The sequence below is a fragment of the Flavonifractor sp. An91 genome (assembly GCF_002159225.1).
Taxonomy (GTDB): domain Bacteria; phylum Bacillota; class Clostridia; order Oscillospirales; family Oscillospiraceae; genus Flavonifractor; species Flavonifractor avicola.
In genome coordinates this window covers 1-17790 of the sequence record NZ_NFHA01000023.1, presented here as the reverse complement: position 1 = coordinate 17790, position 17790 = coordinate 1, and the positions used below count along the sequence as shown (strand labels likewise).

Genomic DNA, 17790 nt, shown 5'->3' with positions numbered 1-17790 from the left:
TAAGATTTGTAAAGGTAGGAGAAAGAAAAAAGACGCTCCGGACTGTTTCCAGTCCAGAGCGTCAAAAATTAGGTGGAGGTGGGCGGCTGCCACAGGGGAAGGGTGAGGAGAAATTCCGTGCCTTTCCCTGCAGCGGGACGGGTAGAGAGGGTAATAGAGCCGCCGTGCAGCTCCATGATACGGCGGGTGATGGACAGGCCCAGGCCGCTGCCCTGGCCGGAACGGGCATCGCTGCCCACCACAAAGGGCTCAAAAATAGATTTCATCCGCTGCGGGGGAATCCCTGCGCCGTTGTCCGCCACAGTGAGCAGAGCCTTGCCCTCGGTCTCGGTCAGCCGGAAGAAGAGCATGGTGCCCAGCCGGTTGTGCCGCAGGGCGTTGGAAAGCAGATTATCCAGCACCCGGCGGAATTGCAGGGGGTCCAACTGGCAGCGCAGGGCCCGGTCGGGCAGATCAATGTCCAGTCCGAAGCCCGCCAGATCGATCTCGTCATATTTGTCCGCCAAATAGGCCCGCAGAAATTCGCACAGATCGGTGGGCTCGGTGTGGAGTACGAACTCCGGATGCTCCACCTTGCTGTATTCATGGAAGGCGTCCACCAGCTCAGTGAGGGCGGCCGCCTTGCCCTGAATGGCCCGCAGATAGCGCTCCTGCTCCTCGGGGGGCACCTTGCCGTCGCAGATGGCGTCAATGTAGCCGGCAATGACGGTGATGGGGGTCTTGAGGTCATGGGAGATGTCGGCAATCAGCTTCTGTCTGCCCTGATCCAGCCGCTGGCGTTCCGCCTCACTTTCGGCCAGCCGGTCGGAAAAACGGTCGAAGCTCTCTCCAATACGCCGGATCTCCCGGGTTCCGCCGCAGTCCCCCACCCGGACCATCCGGCCCTCAGACTGGGAGACTACTGCGTCGTTAAGCCTGCGCAGGGGACGGCCGATCCGGCGGCTGAGCCACCAGATGAACAGCCCTGCGCTGAGCAGGAACAGGGGGATAAAAAGGAGCCAAATTTTCCAGGAATCCTGATAGCGTTTCATGTAATCGGCGTCGCTGATCACCGCCTCACGCAGCAGAACGGTCATGGGCTCGTTGTCCTGATTGACAAAGACTCCACGGGTAAGAAAGGCGTCGGGAAACCGCTTGCCGGACAGGTAGAGAAATTCCTGGGGCGTATAGACGGTCTTGCCCTCCTTCAGGCCGCCAAATATGACCTCATAGGAGCCATTCAGCACCATGGTGTCCACCGATCCGTCGCTCATGGACTGACGGATCACCAGATAGCGGGATTCTTTGTTCGCGTTGGACAACGCAAAGGTGGTAACGGCGGCATCTGCATCCCAGAGCTGGACGCAGTCCAGTTCACTGGGAGTGCAGAGCGGGTCAAACCCGAGATCGGAGGAGTAGACCAGCAGACCATCCCCGTCATAGACGGCAAAGGCGCTGCCTGTGTCGCCGGTATAGCGGGTCAGGCTCTGGTAATTGCCGGATGACAAGGCGCTGTCGGCCATCAGACCGGCCCAGTCCGCCGGTTGATAGAGCCGGGTCAGCCACTGATCCCACAGAGAAAAGATCCCGCCCACAATGACCAGCAGGGTGAGGGTAAACAGCAGGTAATTGCGTACCAGCAGGCCGAACAGGCTGCCGGGAACCGGTTTATTTTTCAAGCTTATACCCCAATCCTCTCACGGTAATGATATAGCGGGGGTCCTTCGGGTCGTCCTCCAGCTTGTCCCGCAGCTTGGAGATATGGACCATCATGGTGTTGTCGTCCCCCTCAAAGTAGGGGCCCACCGCCCCCTCGTACAGCTGGATCTTGGTGAAGATCCGGCCGGGGGAGCGCATGAGCAGGGCCAGGATCTTATATTCCATGGGGGTGAGAGCTACGGGGACGCCCCGTTTGGACAGCTGGCAGGTGACGGTATCCAGCGCCAGATCCCGGACCGTGAGCACATCCTGACCTGTCCGGCCTGCCCGGCGCAGCTGGGCCTTCACTCGGGCCACGATCTCCACCGGGTTAAAGGGCTTGGCAATGTAGTCGTCGGCTCCCAGATTCAGGCCCAGGATCTTGTCATTGTCCTGGCTTTTGGCGGACAGGATCAAAATGGGCAGCTGGCTGTACTGGCGCAGGGCGCGAGTCAGTTCAAACCCGTTGAGGCCGGGCATCATGATATCCAGAATGGCCATGTCAGGGCTGTGGGTTCGGGCCAGCTCCAGCGCCTTGCTGCCGTCGTCCGCCTCCAGAACCCGAAAGCCTTCGCCCTCCAGATAGAGCCGCAGCAGGCCCCGGATATCCGCGTCGTCCTCGGCAATGAGAATTATAGGTGTCATGGACAGCGCCTCCTCGTGCTGTATTGTGCTCCCATTGTAACAGAGGAAGGCGGATTGGGAAAGTCCGGCCCGCGAAAAAAGCGGAGCCTTTACGAATCTTAAGACGTGAGGAACGAATAGAGCCCAGCGCCCAAAGAAATTTGCGGTTTTGTTGCAGCAGCAACAGACAAAATACCTAAAATCATATATGATTTAGAAAACACAAGGAAAGCTGCAAAAAGCACAGGCCGTGGAGTGATCCACGGAACATAGAGAGGTGTATATGATGAAAAAGACCATCGTCAATCCCCGCAAAGCTGCCATCGTCGGCTGCGGTTTTGTAGGCTCCGCCACGGCATTTGCCCTGATGCAGAGCCATCTGTTTTCCGAACTGGTGCTGCTGGACGTGAACTTCGACAAGGCCGATGGTGAGGCCAAGGACATTGCTCACGGCATCCCCTTTGCGGGGGCTATGAAAATCTATGCCGGCACCTATGACGATGTGGCGGATGCCGCTGTGGTCATTGTGACGGCGGGAGCCAATCAGAAGCCCAACGAGACCCGGCTGGATCTGGTCCACAAGAATGTAGCGATCTTCAAGAGCATCATCCCTGAGATCGCAAAGCGGGATTTTCAGGGGATCCTGCTCATTGTCTCCAATCCGGTTGATATCCTGACCTATACAGCCCTTAAGCTCAGCGGGCTGCCGGAGCACCGTGTGATTGGCTCTGGTACCGTGCTGGATACCGCCCGGCTCAAGTACCAGCTGGGGCAGCACCTCCATGTGGACAGCCGCAGTGTCCACGCCTTCATCATCGGTGAACACGGCGACAGCGAGATCGCCGCCTGGAGCAGCTCCAACGTCTCCGGTATCCCCCTCAACGACTTCTGCGAGATGCGGGGCCATTTCGACCACGCCTCTGCCATGAAGGAGATTGCCGAGAAGGTCAAGACCAGCGCCTATGAGATCATTGCCAAGAAGCAGGCTACCTACTATGGCATTGCCATGTCGGTAAAGCGGATCTGCGAGGTCATTGTCCGCAATGAGCGGTCCATCCTGCCGGTGTCCACCATGATGCACGGTGAGTACGGCATCGAGGGTATCGCCCTGAGTATGCCTGCCATTGTAGGCTTGGACGGGGTGGAGACCCATGTGCCTATCGTGTTGGATCAGGAGGAGCAGGAGCAGCTGCGCCGCTCGGCGGAGACCCTGAAGCAGGTGGCTGCCACTCTGGAACTGTAATCGGAAATTATAAAGAATTCCTTTCTTTTTGCGGCTGGCACAACTTTCCGACCTCGACGGGAGTCTAAGCATCGTAACACGGGCGGCAAGGTCTGCCCGGTGAATGCATCAATCCCAGACAGGGACAAAGAAAGGAACATGACTATGAAGCGGAAGATTTGCCTGGTTCTTACTCTGGTGCTTGTGGTGTTTGCACTGAGCGCCTGCGGAAAGGCTGACAGCGGTAAAAAGACGGACGATGGTTCCAGCCAGCCCCAGTCCACGGAGAAGGTAGAGGAAAAAAAGGTGAGCGGGATCATCAACCAGATGGGGGACTATCTGGTGCTGCTTACCGGCGATGGTGAGTACCAGGGCATGGATTACGGCAAGGGCGTCAGTGTCGACGGATTTGCCGAGGGTGACTCGGTGGAGATTACTTATACCGGTGAGCTGGGGGTGGACGGTGCTACTCCTGTGATTACCGCCATCAGCAAGGTGAAGTAAAGCGCACCCGTTGCGTTTGGACGGGATCTGTGGGATAATGGCATGAACAGGCCTGTCCTTCAGATGCAGGCCCGATGATGGAAAGGATGAAGTGGATTTTATGGACAATACCTACATTCGCTTTACAGACGATCTGGAGGCCCCCTACTCCGACCTGGTAGTGGTGGACGGGAAGTACCTCTACCTCTCCGGCCTGGTATCCGAGGATCTGGAGACCCAGGAGCTGGCCTGCGGCGACATCACCTTTGAGACCCGCCAGGTGCTGAACAACCTGGAGCAGCTGCTCAAGCGCTACGGCTCCGACATGGACCATGTGGTGCGGATCGACGTGCTGCTGCGGGATTTTGCCGAGCGGGACGAGATGAACGCGGAGTATGTGCGCCACTTTGATCCTAAGCGGATGCCTGCCCGGCTGTGCTACGGCAACGTAGGCCTGGCGGACAACTGCAAGATCGAGATCGCAGTCATTGCCGTCAAGTGCTGAGCATAGATCATTGCAAAGAGAAAAGCAGCCCCCCGCGCCTGGTCAAACCGGGCACGGGGGGCTGCTTATTTTTAGATCTCATTATTTTACTTTAAAGGCTTACTCACTGTCTCCCAGGGGAGCAATCACATTGCGGAAGACCAGCCGCAGGAAGAGAAGACTCAAAATCAGGGAGGCTATCTCGGCAATGGGGAAGGCCCACCACACGGCGGTTACACTTCCGGTAAAGGAGAGGAAGTAAGCGGCGGGGAGCAGTACGACCAGCTGGCGGACGATGGACATGATCATGCTCAGTACGCCGTTACCCAGGGCCTGGAACGTGGAGGAGCAGATGATGTTGAAGCCGGCAAACACAAAGCACAGGCTGATGATCCGCAGGGCAGGCACGCCGATCCGCAGCATTTCTGCCGAGGCCTCAAACAGACCCAGAATGGGGGCGGCGAAAAACTGAATGATCACCAGGCCCACCAACATGATGCCAACGGCCAGAATAGCGCTGAAGCGCACAGTTTCCGTAAGACGCTTACGCTTCCGGGCACCGAAGTTGTAGGAGACAATGGGTACCATACCGTTGTTCAGGCCAAATACCGGCATGAATACAAAGCTCTGGAGCTTGAAGTAGACGTTGAATACAGCCACGGCGGTGGAAGTGGAGATGGCGCCCAGGATCAGGTTCATACCAAAGGTCATCACCGAGCTGATGGAGTTGAGTACGATGGTGGGGATACCAACGCTATAAATGCGTCCAATGATATGTCCGCGGGGGCGGAACCCCTTCAGTTTGGGCTGGATCTCATGGTTGTGGGTAATATTGAAGATCAGAGCCAAAATGGCGGCAACGATCTGGCCCAGCACGGTGGCGGCAGCAGCGCCGGCCACGCCCATCTCCGGGAAGGGGCCAATGCCAAAGATGAGGATGGGGTCCATAACGATGTTGATGACTGCGCCCACGCCCTGGGTGATCATGGTATAGAAGGTGCGTCCAGTGGACTGGAGCAGCCGCTCAAACATGATCTCCATAAAGAGACCAATGGAGAGCCCGGCGCAGATCCGCAGATAAGCCACGCCCTGGTTGACGATATCCGGGTCGTTGTTCTGTGCCAGGAAGAAGGGCTCGGCAAACACAACACCTGCAATGGAAAAGACCAGCATACTGAGGAAGGCCAGAAAAACGCCGTTCTCTGCGGTGCGGTTGGCCGTATCAAAGTCCTTGGCGCCCAGGCTGCGGGAGAGCAGGGCGTTGACGCCCACGCCGGTACCTACGCTGACGGCGATCATCAGGTTCTGATAGGGGAAGGCCATTCCCACGGCAGCCAGTGCGTTTTCGCTGACTTTGGCCACGAAGTAGCTGTCCACCACATTGTACAGAGCCTGCACCAGCATGGAGATCATCATGGGCAGGGACATGGAGAGGACCAGACGTTTGATGGGCATGACGCCCATTTTGTTTTCTTGCAGTTCTGACATAAAAACCTCCCAACCGAAAAGAGAGCCGCAGCGAACCGCTGCGGCAAAAAAGAATCCATTTCGTTGTTATTCTAATCGATTGTATATGGTTAGTCAATAGATTTTCAGTATACGAACCAGTTTTTCAGAGGCACCACCCCTTCTGCTCCGCAATATGATAGGTTGTGGGGGCCTGCACCGGCTGACGGCGAGCCTCCACCCATTTCAAGTGACAGCGAGGAGCGTTATGATATGAGTACCATTACCTTGGATGCCCTTCGGGTGGGCCAGTGGGGCCAGGTAGCCGAGGTGCTGACCGAACCGGCCATGCGCCGGCGTTTGCTGGACCTGGGACTGGTACCGGGGACTGCAGTGAGCTGCACGGCAGTCAGCCCAGCGGGTGACCCGGCAGCCTATCTGATCCGTGGGGCGGTCATTGCTCTGCGGCGGCGGGATGCCAGGGGCGTCAGACTGGCAGGCGCGCCATGGGACTGACGCGTGCTGCCACAGGAGCGGGCGCGGCGGCAGTGCTCCAGCCGGTAGGGATCGACGGAGCGGAACGGGTGGTGGCACTGGCGGGCAATCCCAATGTGGGTAAGTCTACCCTGTTTAATGCACTGACCGGTCTGCGCCAGCACACCGGGAACTGGCCGGGCAAGACCGTAGCGGTGGCTCAAGGGCGATGCCAGTGGAATGGAAGGTCCTATACACTGGTGGATCTGCCGGGTACCTATTCTCTGTTAGCCCACTCCGCTGAGGAGGAAGTGGCACGGGATTTTCTCTGCTTCGGTGGTGCTCAGGGTGCGGTGGTGGTGTGCGACGCCACCTGTCTGGAGCGCAATCTGAATCTGGTGTTCCAGACCCTGGAGCTGGAACCCAGGACCGTGGTGTGTGTCAACCTGCTGGACGAGGCTGCCCGCAAGCATATTACGGTGGATTTGGAGGCTTTGTCTGCCTATTTGGGCGTTCCGGTGGTTGGAAGTTCCGCCGGACGGGAGGAGGGTCTGGAGGATCTGATGGAAGCACTGGACCATCTGTTGGATGGAAAGGAGCCGCCCAAGCCCCGGCCAGTTTGTTATCCGCCTCAGGTGGAATTTGCCGCTGCCTCCCTCAAACCCCTTTTGGAATCCAGGCTCCAGGGTAAACTCCCTGTACGCTGGGCGGCGCTGCGGCTGCTGGAGGGAGATCCCACGCTTCCTTCCAGCCTGGCACGGCAGATAGGCTGGGACCCGGAGGAGGACCAGGAACTTCAAGCCGCGTTGACCGGGGCCAGGGAGCTGCTGGCCCACAGCGGGATAACGGACCTGAGCGATCAGCTGGCGGCCAGCCTGGTCCATGCAGCCCACCAGGCCGCCCAAGAGGCCCTGCCCCAGGGTGTGGCTGCTGCAGGGGGGGAACGGCTGGATCGATTGCTTACCGCCAGGGCCACCGGTATTCCCGCTATGCTGCTTCTGCTGGCGGCTGTGCTGTGGCTCACCATAGAGGGAGCTAACTATCCCTCTCAGATGCTTTCCGATGGGTTGTTCTGGATTCAGGATCGGCTTACCGACTTGTTTGTCTGGCTCAATGCTCCGGAGTGGCTCCACGGGGCGCTGGTCCTAGGCGTATACCGGGTGCTGGCTTGGGTGATCAGCGTCATGCTGCCCCCAATGGCCATCTTCTTTCCCCTTTTTACATTGCTGGAGGATTTTGGATATCTTCCTCGGGTGGCTTTTTTGCTGGATCATGCGTTTCAAAAAGCCAAAGCCTGCGGCAAGCAGGCCCTGACCATGTGAGTAGTATATATAATTTTGCAAATTGCTATTTACAGCCTCCAATGGAGCTGAATCGACTGGCCGTCAATAGTTACCCGATCCAGAAGACCGGCCAGCAGCGCACGTTTGCGGTCTGTGTCCCCACCGGCAAAGCCCTGCCGGTAGTCCTCTACGGCAGCGAGAAACAGATCTTTGGCGGGCACCTCATCCGGAGCGTTAAGCTGCGATTCCAGCGCAGCCTTTTGCGCCGTCAGATCGTTGACCCGCTGGGTGATAGATGCCATGGGAATGGAGCCGACCTGATACAGCTCGATCAGACGCTCGATCTGCCGCTCCAGCTCCGCACAGGTACGGCGCAGTTTATCCTTGTCAATATGCACCGTCTTGGCGGCGTCGGCAGCCATAATCGCGTGATCTACGGCAGCGGAGCTGGATACCATTGCATCCACCTGCTGACATACCAGGTGATCCAATGTGCCGATCTCCCAGTTGTCATTTTTGCAGTCCGGATCGCGGACAAATTTGGGGCTGCTCTTGGCCCGGGAATAGCATTTGTAGTATCCGTGGTTGGCTGAGTACCTGGCTCCGCATCGGGCACAGTATAGCAGGCCGGATAGTAGGTAGCCTGCCCGGAAAGGGTTGCGCTGGGATGTTGTTTTTGCTGCCTCACGGGACAGGCTGTTGAGCAGTTGTTTGGCGGCGGTAAAGACACGTTCCTCCACAATGGGCTGATGTACTCCATCATATTCCTGGCCCATGAAATGGACCTTCCCGATATAGAGGCTGTTCTTCAGCACGTTGCGGACCTTTGCCGCTGTCCACTTTGTGGTGTATTTTGTGGATAACATATGCCAGATCGCGTTGATGGACTTCCCGGCCAGGAAGAGGTCAAAGGCCTCCCGGACCTGTATAGCCTCGTACTCATTGACGGTAAGGACGCCGTCGGCATAGGTATAGCCGGTGGGTGCGTTGCCGCCGCCATGGAAGTACCCGGCCTTGCCCCGGCCGATCCGGCCCATGGTAAAGCGCTCAGTGATTTGATCCTTCTCCAGCTGGGCAAAGACGGACAGTATTCCGATCATGGCCCGGCCGAAGGGGGTGGAAGTGTCGAAGTTCTCATTGATGGAGACAAAATCAGTGCCGTGGGCCAGCAGCTCGTCCTCGATGAGGGTGAGAGTATCCTTCTGGGAGCGGCTGAGCCGGTCCAGCTTGTAGACCACCACAGCGTCCACATGGGTCTCCCGGATCTGCGCCAGCATGGTTTGGAGGGCAGGCCGGTCCGTGTTCCCGCCGGAGTATCCCCCGTCTATATAGGTGTGCAGCAGCACCCATCCCTTGGCGGCACAATAGGACTCCAGCCGGGCGGTCTGCTCCTCGATGGAGTAGTTCTCCAGCTGGTTCTCGGTGGAGACTCTGGCGTAGCCGAATACCATCATTTTGTCCTTGGACATGAGGCGTCCTCCTTATCTTAATATCAATGGTCTATATTTGGCGTCTTTAAAAGATTTTGAACTTGGGTGTATCTCAATGTGCAACTTTTAGTAATGTTACACCATAAGTGAGGGACAGCGTCAAATGCCATCATTGAAATAGTGTGATTAAAAAAGTCAACAATAAGCTAACAAGAACTTCGTAGAATTTCCCAGTGTTTTTTTGGCTATTCTGCTGCTATAATATAAGCGTAGCATAGTAAAGGAGGTGCGGTTATGGCTACAAAGAGCATCCTGAAAGATGTCCGCTTCCGGGACAAGTCGCTATGCCGCGGTTTTGCTGCAGCACTTGAGCACGCAAAGGGAAAAAAGAGCAAAGAGGTCCGAATATCCAGAACGTGCCAGACTATCCAGAAGGATAAAATCAAAGATTTTTTTGGAGATAAATGATGGCAGGTTATTCGATACTGTCCCTCAGCGACATCATAGAAGAAAAGGGAGAGGATTTCTGTCGGGAGATCCTCTCCTCCTTTTCGTGTCCAAAGAACGGGGATGTTGAGCGGTTTCTGACAAAGAGATCTGCAATCGATTTCGCGAAGCAGGGGATTTCTCAGACCTTTTTGGTATATGCGTCTTACCGGAAGGAAAATGTCATTTGCGGATATTTTACGATTGCCAACAAGTATATTGTAGTGAATAAGCACTCTGTTTCCGGCACACTTGGTAGACGCTTAAGAAAATTTGCAATGCCAAGTGCGGCTAAAAATGATTTGGTAATTATGGCTCCGCTGGTTGCTCAACTCGGTAAGAATTACACCAACGACTATAATAAACTGATTACTGGTGACGAGCTGTTGAAAATGGCTGAAGATCAGATTCGGCTTGCTCAGCGAATCATCGGAGGCAAGGTGGTATACCTGGAGTGTGAAGACGTTGATCGTCTGAGGTCATTCTATAGTGACAATGGGTATGTGGAATTTGGAAAGCGAAAGCTGGATAAGGATGAGCGTACGGAAATGAGCGGTACACACCTGATCCAGCTGTTGAAGTACTTACATTAAAATCCTCAGCTGATAAGTTGGGGCTTTTTTGCAACTAAGGAACCGGAACAATACAAATGTTCGATTTCTGGCGTTTTAAGAGGCCGGGGCGTGAGCCCCGGCTTTTGTGTTGTTATCAGGACGGCGGGTGGCAAACTTTACAGGCCGTATAGCCGTGGGATTGGGCGTGTTCAAGTTGACGCATCAATCAATATTGCGGTTTTTCCCATAATAGATTTTCCCGCTGTGGAGGATCTTCCGGTAGCCGCAGCCCAGAGCAAAGGATTTGTCTGGGTGGATACACTCCCCCGCGTCACTACATACCTCATAGCGTGAGCAGCAGTCAAAATCCTTGGGATATCGGTTGATGCACTCTTTGACCACCGAGAAAAGAAAGTCTGTATACCACGAAATGGGATGAGTCTCATCAAGTATGAGCCGCAGATACAGGGGATCGGACTTCACCTGTTTTCTGGGCGCGTCCGGTGGAATTATATCGGAAAAGAGGGTAGGGATGGACAGATAATGATAATTGCCTCGGATGTGCAGTCGAAACGCGGTAAAATTGGAAAGGTAGACAACGCTGTACCCCTGTGTGGACCCCAGCGTGAGCTGGTTTGGGTCGCAGCCCTGGGCGGCCACGCACTCCTGAAGCCGGGGCATAAGCGGCTGTAAGGCTTCAAATTCTTTATGCTCGGGTTCACTGATCCCAGTCATGGATAATTGTTCGTTCACGGAAGCTCCTCCTTCTGTGGTTAACTCAATAGAAAGAAACGCCGCAGGTTTTCAACAGCTGGATCTCGTTGATTAGCTGTATCCTGTGGCCCTGAGTCTGCATTTCATGTGCGGTAGCGAGGGCAGCTTCGTATCGAGCCGGATCCTCGACCTGGGTGTCCTGAAAGCCATATACAAGATAGTCCGTCTGGTCAGAGAGATTATATGTGACCAAGCCGCCTGCAGCAGAAATAAGCTTCTTAGCTGCTGAGTAGGGGAACGTGAATGTACCTGTGAGAAAGAGTTGCTTGCCGGCCAGCGGTTGCTCAACAGGGGAGAAGGAGAAGGACTCTATTGGGGTACAGCAGGAGTAGACTGCATTGAGCAGGGGAGAATCAGGATACTTTTCGCATATTTTGTTGAATAGTCCAAGGGTACAGTATACATCGTCCAAAGCCCGATGCGTCTGCCCGTCAGACAAGGACAGCGCACCGATCAGGGTATCAAGCTTATGATTGGGCAGTTCTGGGAAGGCTTTTTTTGCCAGGGCACAGGTGTCCAGGCAGGTAAAACTGGGACAGATTCCACATGATTCAAGCGCGGGGACCAAGAAGGATAGATCGAAACCGACATTGTGCCCTAAGATGAGAGAGTCCCCCAGGAAGGAGACGATTTGACTGGCCAAGGAAGAAAATACGGGAGCGGTAGCCATGTCCTCATTGGTGATCCCAGTGATTTTGGTAATGCGGGTGGGAATAGACATCTCAGGATTGACAAAAGAGGAAAATTCATCACAGGGCTTGCCGTCTGAGACTTTGACCATGCCAATCTCTATGATTTTGTCCGTTCCAGGCTTCAACCCGGTCGTTTCCACGTCCAGCACAACATAATCGGAAATTCTGGTGATTGTATTCCATTTGTTCCACTTTAAGTGGGTAAAGGATTTGTTTTTATCAGCCTTTGCAGGCTGGCGGTAAGGCATATGGTCCTTAGTAGGCATGATATCTATCTCCTTTACCTCTCTTGCGTCCAACTCGGGCACTATTTTATTTTCCGTCGCAACTCAACCACCACGCCGATGATCTGGACAGGGAGGGATTCAATCTCGGCGGGGGAGTAGGTGCGGGGTGGATAGGTGGGGTTTACCGGGCGGAGCTCCACCGCGCCGTCCTCCCGTAGGAGCACCTGCTTCAGGGTAGCCGCGTCGCCGTTGACCAACACCGCGCAGTCGTCGCCGGTGTCACAGGCGCTGTCTTTACGAAGGATCACCGTGTCCCCCTCCAGATACTTAGGGTACATACTGTCCCCCTTCACCCGCAGGCCGAAGTACTCCCGGCCTCCGCTGGCCCAGGAGACGGGAACCTCCTCCCAGTCCAGGATGTCCTCGATGGCGTCCATGGGGATCCCGGCCTGGATCACCCCCAACACCGGTACCCGCAATGCGTGGGATGCAGGGCTTGCGTTCGGGCTCAGCTCCCGGCCCAGCAGGTAGTCGGCGGAGACATCGAAAAGTTCGGAGAGCTTGCGTACCGTCTCCGGGTTGGGTGTGGCCTCCTCACGTTCCCATTTTCCAACAGCCTGCGGGCTCACAAATAACTGCGCCGCAAGGTCTTTCTGGGAAATTTGACGGGCTGCGCGCAGGGCTTTCAGACGTTGACCGAGCACGTGTTCACCCCCTTTCACCTCAAACTATACAACTAATAGTTGTTATAAGCAATATGAAGGACACAAAAAGGAGTTGACAGCAACTAAAAGTAGTGATATAGTGGCCATGTAAACAACCATAGGTTGCGAAATGGAGGTGACCAAAAACGTGGGAAACAACATTCGGACGCTGCGGGAGCAGCAGAGACTTTCCCAATCCGCTCTGGCCCAGAAGCTGGGCGTCTGCCAGCAGGCCGTAGGCAAGTGGGAGCGCGGGATATCAGATCCCAAGTGGTCGCTGGCTCCTCAGCTGGCTGATGCTCTCCATTGTACCATCGACGCCCTCTATGGCCGGGAGATATCCGAGTGTGGAAATGATGCCGCAAGCTGAGAAAGGAGGTGAGCGGGGTGAATTGCTCTTTGGTGGTCAGCTTTTTGTTAGGAATAGCGGCTGGAATCCTAATCCATAGGCTTTTGATGGCTTTTGTACTTTGGACAGTCCCAAATACCCGCTGTGCTTATTGCAGGTGGCTAAAAAAGGATAAAGGCCGCCACAAAAAGTGACGGCCCAGCCTGAAATCTTATTTGTTTGGTGCTTTGGGAACGGGTGGTTTGATCGTTGTTGGAGGAACCAGTCCTCCATTCTTCTGTATGTCGGGGTCGGGCGTAACAGGCTTTGGGGGAAAAGGTGCGGAACTGCTTTTCATGCTGTCTCACTCTCCTAAGTTGAAATGTACGGTTAAATATTGCATAACTGCTTTCTCTGAAGCTTTATGAAGGCGTTTCTTTTGGGAGAAAAGATCGACCGAGCAGAACTTGGTTTCGATGTCAAAGCTCTCCTGCTGTGCGTTCTTTAGAGCAGGTAGAAGTTCATCTTCCCTAACATCCCCATAAAGATAACCATTTACTGTTTGTTCGGTAGTCAGTGCAAGAGCAGCATATTCTCTGTATATGCACTGGGATGCATACAATCTTTGACTGTATGGGTACAGCGGCTGAAGGACGCTTATAATTTGAGAACCTAGAATAATCACTGTGGACAAGAACGGAGAACAGTAACTGTTTATCAGAGAGATGACACCTGTTAAAGAAAAAATCATGCAAAGGGCATCTATTATCATAAGGCGGTGCTTAGAGTGCTTTGCATAAAGAGTAAAGTATTGCTCAGCAATTTTTATATCAACAAAATTCCGCCAGTATGATTCAAAAATCGTCATGAAAAGCCCCCCTTATCATGCAGTTTATCACAGGGGTTAAAAGAAGACAAGGGGCGCCAAAGACGAAAAAGCTGAGAAAGGAGCTGCTTATGATTTGTACAGCGGAGTAGCGGCAGATTGGACGCTGGATCGAGGAACATTATGACATTGACAAGGTACAGTGTGCCGAGGTGGTCACAAAAAACGCAGTGCGCCTGACCATCCGTGGTCAGGAATCCATCATTCTGATCCTCCGCCAAAATGGGCTGGTGGATCAGATCCACGAGGCGGCTCTCTTTTTCGATGCAGCTGTCTGACCCCGTGACTATATTGTACCAAAAGAAAGGAGTGATTGCCATGCCGGACGATTGCCGGAATATCTATAAAATTTGCCGCAAGTCTGCCGGGTTGACCCAGGAAGCGGCAGCGGAGCGGCTGGGCATCAGCGTGGAGAGTCTGCGAGCCTATGAGACTGGCCAGCGGATACCGCCCACTGAGATCGTTGAGCTGATGGTCATCATCTACAATGCTCAGCACCTGGCCTATCAGCACCTGCGGGAGACCAATGCCCTGTACAGCAGTGTGGTGCCGGAGATCCGGCCCAGGTCCGTGCTGGAGGCCAGCGCCAAGCTGACCAACCGGATCTTTGCTTTTGCAGAATCCCATGCCGACCGGCGGCTGCTGCGGATCGCGGAGGACAACGTCATTGATACCCAGGAGCGTCCCGAGTTCGACGCCATCTTGGAGGACCTGCAGGAGATCGTGGAGGCCGCGCTGGAGCTGCGGTGCGCCCGGGAGTCCTCATAGGACAACCAGGCGGCAGCATAAATGGAAAAAGGAGGTGGCGCGCAATGGTCGATATGAGCAAGGTCAAGGTAACCAATATCATGGCGGATGGCTCTATCTGTGAGGACCTGAGTACATACCTTGAGACCCATACTCTGCCGGATGATGTGCTGCGGATGATCCTGGGGTTTATCCGGGATGGACGCGCCATCCGGGAGCAGAGAGAGCGGGGTGCGTCTCATGAGTAGGAAAAAAGAAAGGCCCCCCTGTCTGTGGGCGCAGACAGAGAGGCCAAGCGGTTTCGTGCATGAAAACCATTATTATGATACCACAAATGGCCGGAATTTACAAGGGGGTGGGGAAGCTTGACTGAGTACCATTTCAATGCCGAACTGGCCCAGCGCCACGGCGTCAACGGGGCAATCTTCCTCCATGCCATGGCATTCTGGGTAGCCAAGAACCAGGCCAATGGGCGGCACTTCCATGAGGGCCGTACATGGACCTACAACACCCTGGATGCCCTGACCAAGCTGTTCCCCTTCTGGACCCGGCGGCAGGTGGAACGGATCGTGGCCAAGCTGAAGGAGGACGGGGCGCTGCTTACCGGGAACTTCAGCCAGGATAAGACGGATCGCACGGTGTGGTACGCACTGGCAGACAGCGTGCTGGAGGCCTATGGGCTCCTTGTTTGTCCCACTTCACCGGACGGGGATATGGGCGATTCTGACGATAAGGAGCCCCCGCCTCCCATTTCACCAGATGGTGAAATGGATTTCACCAAACAGGGACAACCATTTCACCAGACGGGGAAATGTAATAAGGAAACAGTTACTGACCAGTTATATTATCCCCCCTTACCCCCCAAGGGGGAGCGGAGGCCCCTGAAAGAGGACAAGCAGACGGTCCAGGCCATACTCCATGCATATACCGGGGAGGATCAGGAACTGGCCCAGGCCCTGGATGACCTGATGGAGGTGCGCTCCGCCAAGAAGGCGGTGGACTCCCCCAGAGCTATCTCCACCCTGCTCAACAAACTGGACAAGCTAGCGGACGGCTCCCGGGAGCTGAAGCTCCAGATTGTCCGGGAGTCCGTGACCAACAGCTGGAAAGGTGTGTTCCCCTTGAGAGGCGGACAAGCCCAAGCAGCCAGGAGGGAGGTGGAGCGCCATGTGGAGTAAGGAGAACGGTGTGGGGGAGGTGCTGCTCTACGACCCCGCCTTTCTCGACCCCAGCCTTCCCACCGGGTTCTGGTTCTGCGCCGACGCCGAGGACGTGCTGGCCGTCCAGATCAACGCCGGGTGCCTGCGTACCATGGGCGGCTGGGAACAGATCGGCCGGTACGAGGGATTCTTCCTGAAGTTCTGCTACGTGCTGGTGGTGTGCGCCGATCCCCAGAAGCGGGAGGTCATGGTGCGGGAGCTGCGCCATCGGCTGCCCAACGTGATCCTGCTGGCAGTGGAGGACAAGGGCTTTCGGCGGTGCCCGTCGGTGCGGGCGCTGCGGGACACCTACGGTCTGAAGGCCGTGGACCAGATGCTGCTGGACACGGTGGAGGTCCCAGCCTACGGTCTTCTGGACCTAGCCGACGTCAGGCAGCCGGACGTGACACGGCTGGACAAGGTGCTCTACGGAATCCCAAACCTGGACAGGGCCACCGGCGGGGCCATCATGGGCGAGCTGTCCGTGTGGACCGGCAAGCGCGGCGAGGGAAAGAGCACGCTGCTGGACCAATTTCTGCTGGAGGCCATCGACCAGGGTCAACCGGTCTGCGCCTACTCTGGAGAGCTGCCGGCCTGGAAGTTCAAGTATTGGGCTTCCCTCCAGGCGGCGGGGCCCCAGTACATATCCAAGACCACGGACCGGATGAGCGGGCGGGAGATCGCATCCCCAACGCCCTTTGTCCAGGGGCTGATCGACGACTGGTGGCGGGGGCGCTTCCTCCTGTACGACATCGGGACCAGCACCTACCATGACGCGGCCAACATCCTGCGGGTGTTCCGGTACGCCCACCGGCGCTACGGTGCCAAGGTCTATCTGGTTGATAACCTGATGACCGCCCGGTTCCGGGACAATGACCGGGACTTCTACCGGGCGCAGTCGGAGTTTGTGGCGGAGCTGGCCGCCTTTGCCCATGACAACGGCGTCCACGTCCATCTGGTAGCCCACCCCCGCAAGACGGACAGGATCGACGACTCGGACGATGTGTCCGGCATCGGAGATGTGACCAACCTGGCCGACAACGTATATGCGCTGGAGAAGGAATCCAGGCCGGACCGGCAGCAGGATTGTGTACTGACCATCCTGAAAAATCGCTTTTTTGGAGAGCGGGGCCGCAGCATCGGATTGAATTTTGAGGCCAGCAGTAAGCGCTTCTATAAGTCCGGCACGGGAAACCCCAACAAGGCATATGGGTGGGCTTTGAGTATGCCCCAGCAGTTCATGGAGTTGCCGGAGACAGAGGATGACCCGTTCCGTGAGAAAGGAGACCAGCATGGACAAGCCCAGAGCGGCCCAGCTGCTGCGGCTGGAGATCCTGCGCCGGGAGGCCCTGGCACGGGCCAGCAGCTTCCCGGCGGATCACCTGCAGGTGGCCCAGGCGCTGACTCTGGCGGTCCAGGCTCTGGAGGAGGATCAGCATGAGGATAGGCGAGAAGATCACCTGGACCCCGTCGGCCTTTGAGCGCGAGCTTAATGGCGAGCGGGCCAACAAAATGCGAAAGCTGCGCTCAGTGACCGGCCGGATCGTCTATATCCATCCGGCCCGGCGGTACTATATGGCCGAGGCTTCCGTAGGAAGTGAAATTATCCGGGAGTGTTTCCCGATCAACGAAAGATAGGAGTGTTTCGTGCATGAAAACCTTCGCCATTGTCAATCGAAAGGGCGGGGTGGGCAAGACCACCACCGCCGTCAACCTGGCCTATGTGCTGGCCACCAGCTGCCGGCTGCGGGTGCTGTTGGTGGATGCCGATGGGCAGGCAAACGCTACTCAGATCCTGCTGCCGCCCGGGGAGTATGCTGGCTTGGGCGCCCTGCTGCGGGGGCTGAGTATCTGCTATGACGAACTGGTGGAGCAGACCGACGTGCCCGGCCTGGATGTGCTGCCGGCGGCAGAGGATCTGTGGGCCCTGGATCTGGAGGCCGCCGGTGGTGATCGGGGCCGGAGCTATAGGGCGCTGCGGGATATGCGGGAGGCTTTGGAGGAGGACGGGGCCTATGACGTGATGGTCATCGACTGCCCGCCCAACCTGTCCGCCGCCTGTGTGTCTGC

Annotated in this window: 22 protein-coding genes; 14 read left to right on the top strand and 8 right to left on the bottom strand. The window is 56.2% G+C overall.

Translation table 11 applies throughout. From position 1 onward, the window contains the following. Positions 1-68: 68 nt before the first annotated feature. Both B5G42_RS12575 and B5G42_RS12570 read right to left on the bottom strand, forming a co-directional pair. Entirely contained in the window at positions 69-1658 is a 1590-nt protein-coding gene (locus tag B5G42_RS12575) for a sensor histidine kinase (RefSeq protein WP_087271001.1), read from the bottom strand. Next, positions 1648-2322, bottom strand: a complete 675-nt coding sequence (locus B5G42_RS12570; RefSeq protein WP_087270998.1) for a response regulator transcription factor — start codon at positions 2320-2322, stop codon at positions 1648-1650. The genes B5G42_RS12575 and B5G42_RS12570 overlap by 11 nt, the downstream gene beginning before the upstream one ends. 265 nt (positions 2323-2587) lie before the next feature. Between B5G42_RS12570 and B5G42_RS12565 the strand changes: the two genes are divergently transcribed. The 3 genes from B5G42_RS12565 to B5G42_RS12555 all read left to right on the top strand — a co-directional run bounded on the left by B5G42_RS12565 (position 2588) and on the right by B5G42_RS12555 (position 4511). Continuing rightward, positions 2588-3544 carry an L-lactate dehydrogenase gene (locus B5G42_RS12565; RefSeq protein WP_087270995.1) on the top strand — a complete coding sequence of 319 codons (957 nt, stop codon included), beginning with the start codon at positions 2588-2590 and terminating at the stop codon, positions 3542-3544. 144 nt (positions 3545-3688) lie between these two features. Next, positions 3689-4027, top strand: coding sequence for a hypothetical protein (locus tag B5G42_RS12560; protein WP_087187509.1), 339 nt, complete (start codon positions 3689-3691; stop codon positions 4025-4027). 100 nt (positions 4028-4127) lie between these two features. Then, positions 4128-4511: a RidA family protein gene (locus tag B5G42_RS12555; RefSeq protein WP_087187508.1), complete on the top strand. Its 384-nt coding sequence runs from the start codon at positions 4128-4130 to the stop codon at positions 4509-4511. 99 nt (positions 4512-4610) lie between these two features. On the opposite strand, the gene B5G42_RS12550 is transcribed toward B5G42_RS12555, so the two are convergent. Beyond that, the gene (locus tag B5G42_RS12550) at positions 4611-5978 is read right to left on the bottom strand and encodes an MATE family efflux transporter (RefSeq protein ID WP_087187507.1); all 1368 of its coding nucleotides are present in this window, start codon (positions 5976-5978) and stop codon (positions 4611-4613) included. 231 nt (positions 5979-6209) lie between these two features. Between B5G42_RS12550 and B5G42_RS12545 the strand changes: the two genes are divergently transcribed. Together B5G42_RS12545 and B5G42_RS12540 are read left to right on the top strand one after the other, a co-directional pair. Continuing rightward, positions 6210-6452 (top strand): FeoA family protein, encoded by a 243-nt coding sequence (locus tag B5G42_RS12545; RefSeq protein ID WP_087187506.1) that lies wholly within the window; start codon positions 6210-6212, stop codon positions 6450-6452. Then, a complete protein-coding gene (locus B5G42_RS12540; RefSeq protein ID WP_087270994.1) occupies positions 6443-7732 on the top strand; it encodes a FeoB small GTPase domain-containing protein in 1290 nt (429 codons plus the stop codon). The genes B5G42_RS12545 and B5G42_RS12540 overlap by 10 nt, the downstream gene beginning before the upstream one ends. A gap of 29 nt (positions 7733-7761) precedes the next feature. Here B5G42_RS12540 and B5G42_RS12535 read toward each other — a convergent pair whose 3' ends face one another. Further along, entirely contained in the window at positions 7762-9162 is a 1401-nt protein-coding gene (locus B5G42_RS12535; protein WP_242961220.1) for a recombinase family protein, read from the bottom strand. A 255-nt stretch (positions 9163-9417) separates the two neighbouring features. Here B5G42_RS12535 and B5G42_RS18375 point away from each other — a divergent pair, with 255 nt between their 5' ends. Beyond that, on the top strand, positions 9418-9591 hold the full coding sequence (locus B5G42_RS18375; protein ID WP_087270991.1) for a hypothetical protein: 174 nt from the start codon (positions 9418-9420) through the stop codon (positions 9589-9591). Continuing rightward, a complete protein-coding gene (locus B5G42_RS12525; protein WP_343212815.1) occupies positions 9588-10202 on the top strand; it encodes an N-acetyltransferase in 615 nt (204 codons plus the stop codon). Before B5G42_RS18375 ends, B5G42_RS12525 begins: the two co-directional genes overlap by 4 nt. A gap of 183 nt (positions 10203-10385) precedes the next feature. On the opposite strand, the gene B5G42_RS12520 is transcribed toward B5G42_RS12525, so the two are convergent. The 3 genes from B5G42_RS12520 to B5G42_RS12510 are packed head-to-tail and all read right to left on the bottom strand — an operon-like array spanning position 10386 to position 12560. Further along, positions 10386-10916, bottom strand: coding sequence for a hypothetical protein (locus B5G42_RS12520; protein ID WP_087270988.1), 531 nt, complete (start codon positions 10914-10916; stop codon positions 10386-10388). A 25-nt stretch (positions 10917-10941) separates the two neighbouring features. Next, on the bottom strand, positions 10942-11895 hold the full coding sequence (locus tag B5G42_RS12515) for an exonuclease domain-containing protein (protein WP_140399855.1): 954 nt from the start codon (positions 11893-11895) through the stop codon (positions 10942-10944). 41 nt (positions 11896-11936) lie between these two features. Next, a complete protein-coding gene (locus tag B5G42_RS12510; RefSeq protein WP_162611102.1) occupies positions 11937-12560 on the bottom strand; it encodes a LexA family protein in 624 nt (207 codons plus the stop codon). Between the two features lie 148 nt (positions 12561-12708). On the opposite strand from B5G42_RS12510, the gene B5G42_RS12505 reads away from it, so the two are divergent. Next, a complete protein-coding gene (locus tag B5G42_RS12505; protein WP_162611101.1) occupies positions 12709-12930 on the top strand; it encodes a helix-turn-helix transcriptional regulator in 222 nt (73 codons plus the stop codon). Positions 12931-13252: 322 nt separating this feature from the next. On the opposite strand, the gene B5G42_RS12500 is transcribed toward B5G42_RS12505, so the two are convergent. After that, the gene (locus tag B5G42_RS12500; protein ID WP_087270975.1) at positions 13253-13756 is read right to left on the bottom strand and encodes a hypothetical protein; all 504 of its coding nucleotides are present in this window, start codon (positions 13754-13756) and stop codon (positions 13253-13255) included. A gap of 336 nt (positions 13757-14092) precedes the next feature. Here B5G42_RS12500 and B5G42_RS12490 point away from each other — a divergent pair, with 336 nt between their 5' ends. From B5G42_RS12490 to B5G42_RS12465, 6 genes are all read left to right on the top strand, one after another. Continuing rightward, positions 14093-14542 (top strand): helix-turn-helix domain-containing protein, encoded by a 450-nt coding sequence (locus B5G42_RS12490; protein WP_087270973.1) that lies wholly within the window; start codon positions 14093-14095, stop codon positions 14540-14542. Between the two features lie 44 nt (positions 14543-14586). Continuing rightward, the gene (locus B5G42_RS12485) at positions 14587-14769 is read left to right on the top strand and encodes a BOW99_gp33 family protein (protein ID WP_087270970.1); all 183 of its coding nucleotides are present in this window, start codon (positions 14587-14589) and stop codon (positions 14767-14769) included. Between the two features lie 117 nt (positions 14770-14886). Further along, positions 14887-15699, top strand: a complete 813-nt coding sequence (locus tag B5G42_RS12480) for a hypothetical protein (RefSeq protein ID WP_087270967.1) — start codon at positions 14887-14889, stop codon at positions 15697-15699. Further along, positions 15689-17161 carry an AAA family ATPase gene (locus tag B5G42_RS12475; RefSeq protein WP_087270964.1) on the top strand — a complete coding sequence of 491 codons (1473 nt, stop codon included), beginning with the start codon at positions 15689-15691 and terminating at the stop codon, positions 17159-17161. The genes B5G42_RS12480 and B5G42_RS12475 overlap by 11 nt, the downstream gene beginning before the upstream one ends. Then, positions 17158-17358: a hypothetical protein gene (locus tag B5G42_RS12470; RefSeq protein ID WP_087270960.1), complete on the top strand. Its 201-nt coding sequence runs from the start codon at positions 17158-17160 to the stop codon at positions 17356-17358. The genes B5G42_RS12475 and B5G42_RS12470 overlap by 4 nt, the downstream gene beginning before the upstream one ends. 13 nt (positions 17359-17371) lie before the next feature. After that, positions 17372-17790: ParA family protein (locus B5G42_RS12465; protein ID WP_140399854.1), on the top strand; the 419-nt coding region annotated here is incomplete at its 3' end.

What these genes read in the sequence shown, in the direction of transcription:
- B5G42_RS12570 (WP_087270998.1), bottom strand. Translation starts at nt 2,322, where the DNA reads ATGACACCTATAATTCTCATTGCCGAGGACGACGCGGATATCCGGGGC.
- B5G42_RS12565 (WP_087270995.1), top strand. Translation starts at nt 2,588, where the DNA reads ATGAAAAAGACCATCGTCAATCCCCGCAAAGCTGCCATCGTCGGCTGC.
- B5G42_RS12560 (WP_087187509.1), top strand. Translation starts at nt 3,689, where the DNA reads ATGAAGCGGAAGATTTGCCTGGTTCTTACTCTGGTGCTTGTGGTGTTT.
- B5G42_RS12555 (WP_087187508.1), top strand. Translation starts at nt 4,128, where the DNA reads ATGGACAATACCTACATTCGCTTTACAGACGATCTGGAGGCCCCCTAC.
- B5G42_RS12550 (WP_087187507.1), bottom strand. Translation starts at nt 5,978, where the DNA reads ATGTCAGAACTGCAAGAAAACAAAATGGGCGTCATGCCCATCAAACGT.
- B5G42_RS12545 (WP_087187506.1), top strand. Translation starts at nt 6,210, where the DNA reads ATGAGTACCATTACCTTGGATGCCCTTCGGGTGGGCCAGTGGGGCCAG.
- B5G42_RS12540 (WP_087270994.1), top strand. Translation starts at nt 6,443, where the DNA reads ATGGGACTGACGCGTGCTGCCACAGGAGCGGGCGCGGCGGCAGTGCTC.
- B5G42_RS12535 (WP_242961220.1), bottom strand. Translation starts at nt 9,162, where the DNA reads ATGTCCAAGGACAAAATGATGGTATTCGGCTACGCCAGAGTCTCCACC.
- B5G42_RS18375 (WP_087270991.1), top strand. Translation starts at nt 9,418, where the DNA reads ATGGCTACAAAGAGCATCCTGAAAGATGTCCGCTTCCGGGACAAGTCG.
- B5G42_RS12525 (WP_343212815.1), top strand. Translation starts at nt 9,588, where the DNA reads ATGATGGCAGGTTATTCGATACTGTCCCTCAGCGACATCATAGAAGAA.
- B5G42_RS12515 (WP_140399855.1), bottom strand. Translation starts at nt 11,895, where the DNA reads ATGCCTACTAAGGACCATATGCCTTACCGCCAGCCTGCAAAGGCTGAT.
- B5G42_RS12500 (WP_087270975.1), bottom strand. Translation starts at nt 13,756, where the DNA reads ATGACGATTTTTGAATCATACTGGCGGAATTTTGTTGATATAAAAATT.
- B5G42_RS12490 (WP_087270973.1), top strand. Translation starts at nt 14,093, where the DNA reads ATGCCGGACGATTGCCGGAATATCTATAAAATTTGCCGCAAGTCTGCC.
- B5G42_RS12485 (WP_087270970.1), top strand. Translation starts at nt 14,587, where the DNA reads ATGGTCGATATGAGCAAGGTCAAGGTAACCAATATCATGGCGGATGGC.
- B5G42_RS12475 (WP_087270964.1), top strand. Translation starts at nt 15,689, where the DNA reads ATGTGGAGTAAGGAGAACGGTGTGGGGGAGGTGCTGCTCTACGACCCC.
- B5G42_RS12470 (WP_087270960.1), top strand. Translation starts at nt 17,158, where the DNA reads ATGAGGATAGGCGAGAAGATCACCTGGACCCCGTCGGCCTTTGAGCGC.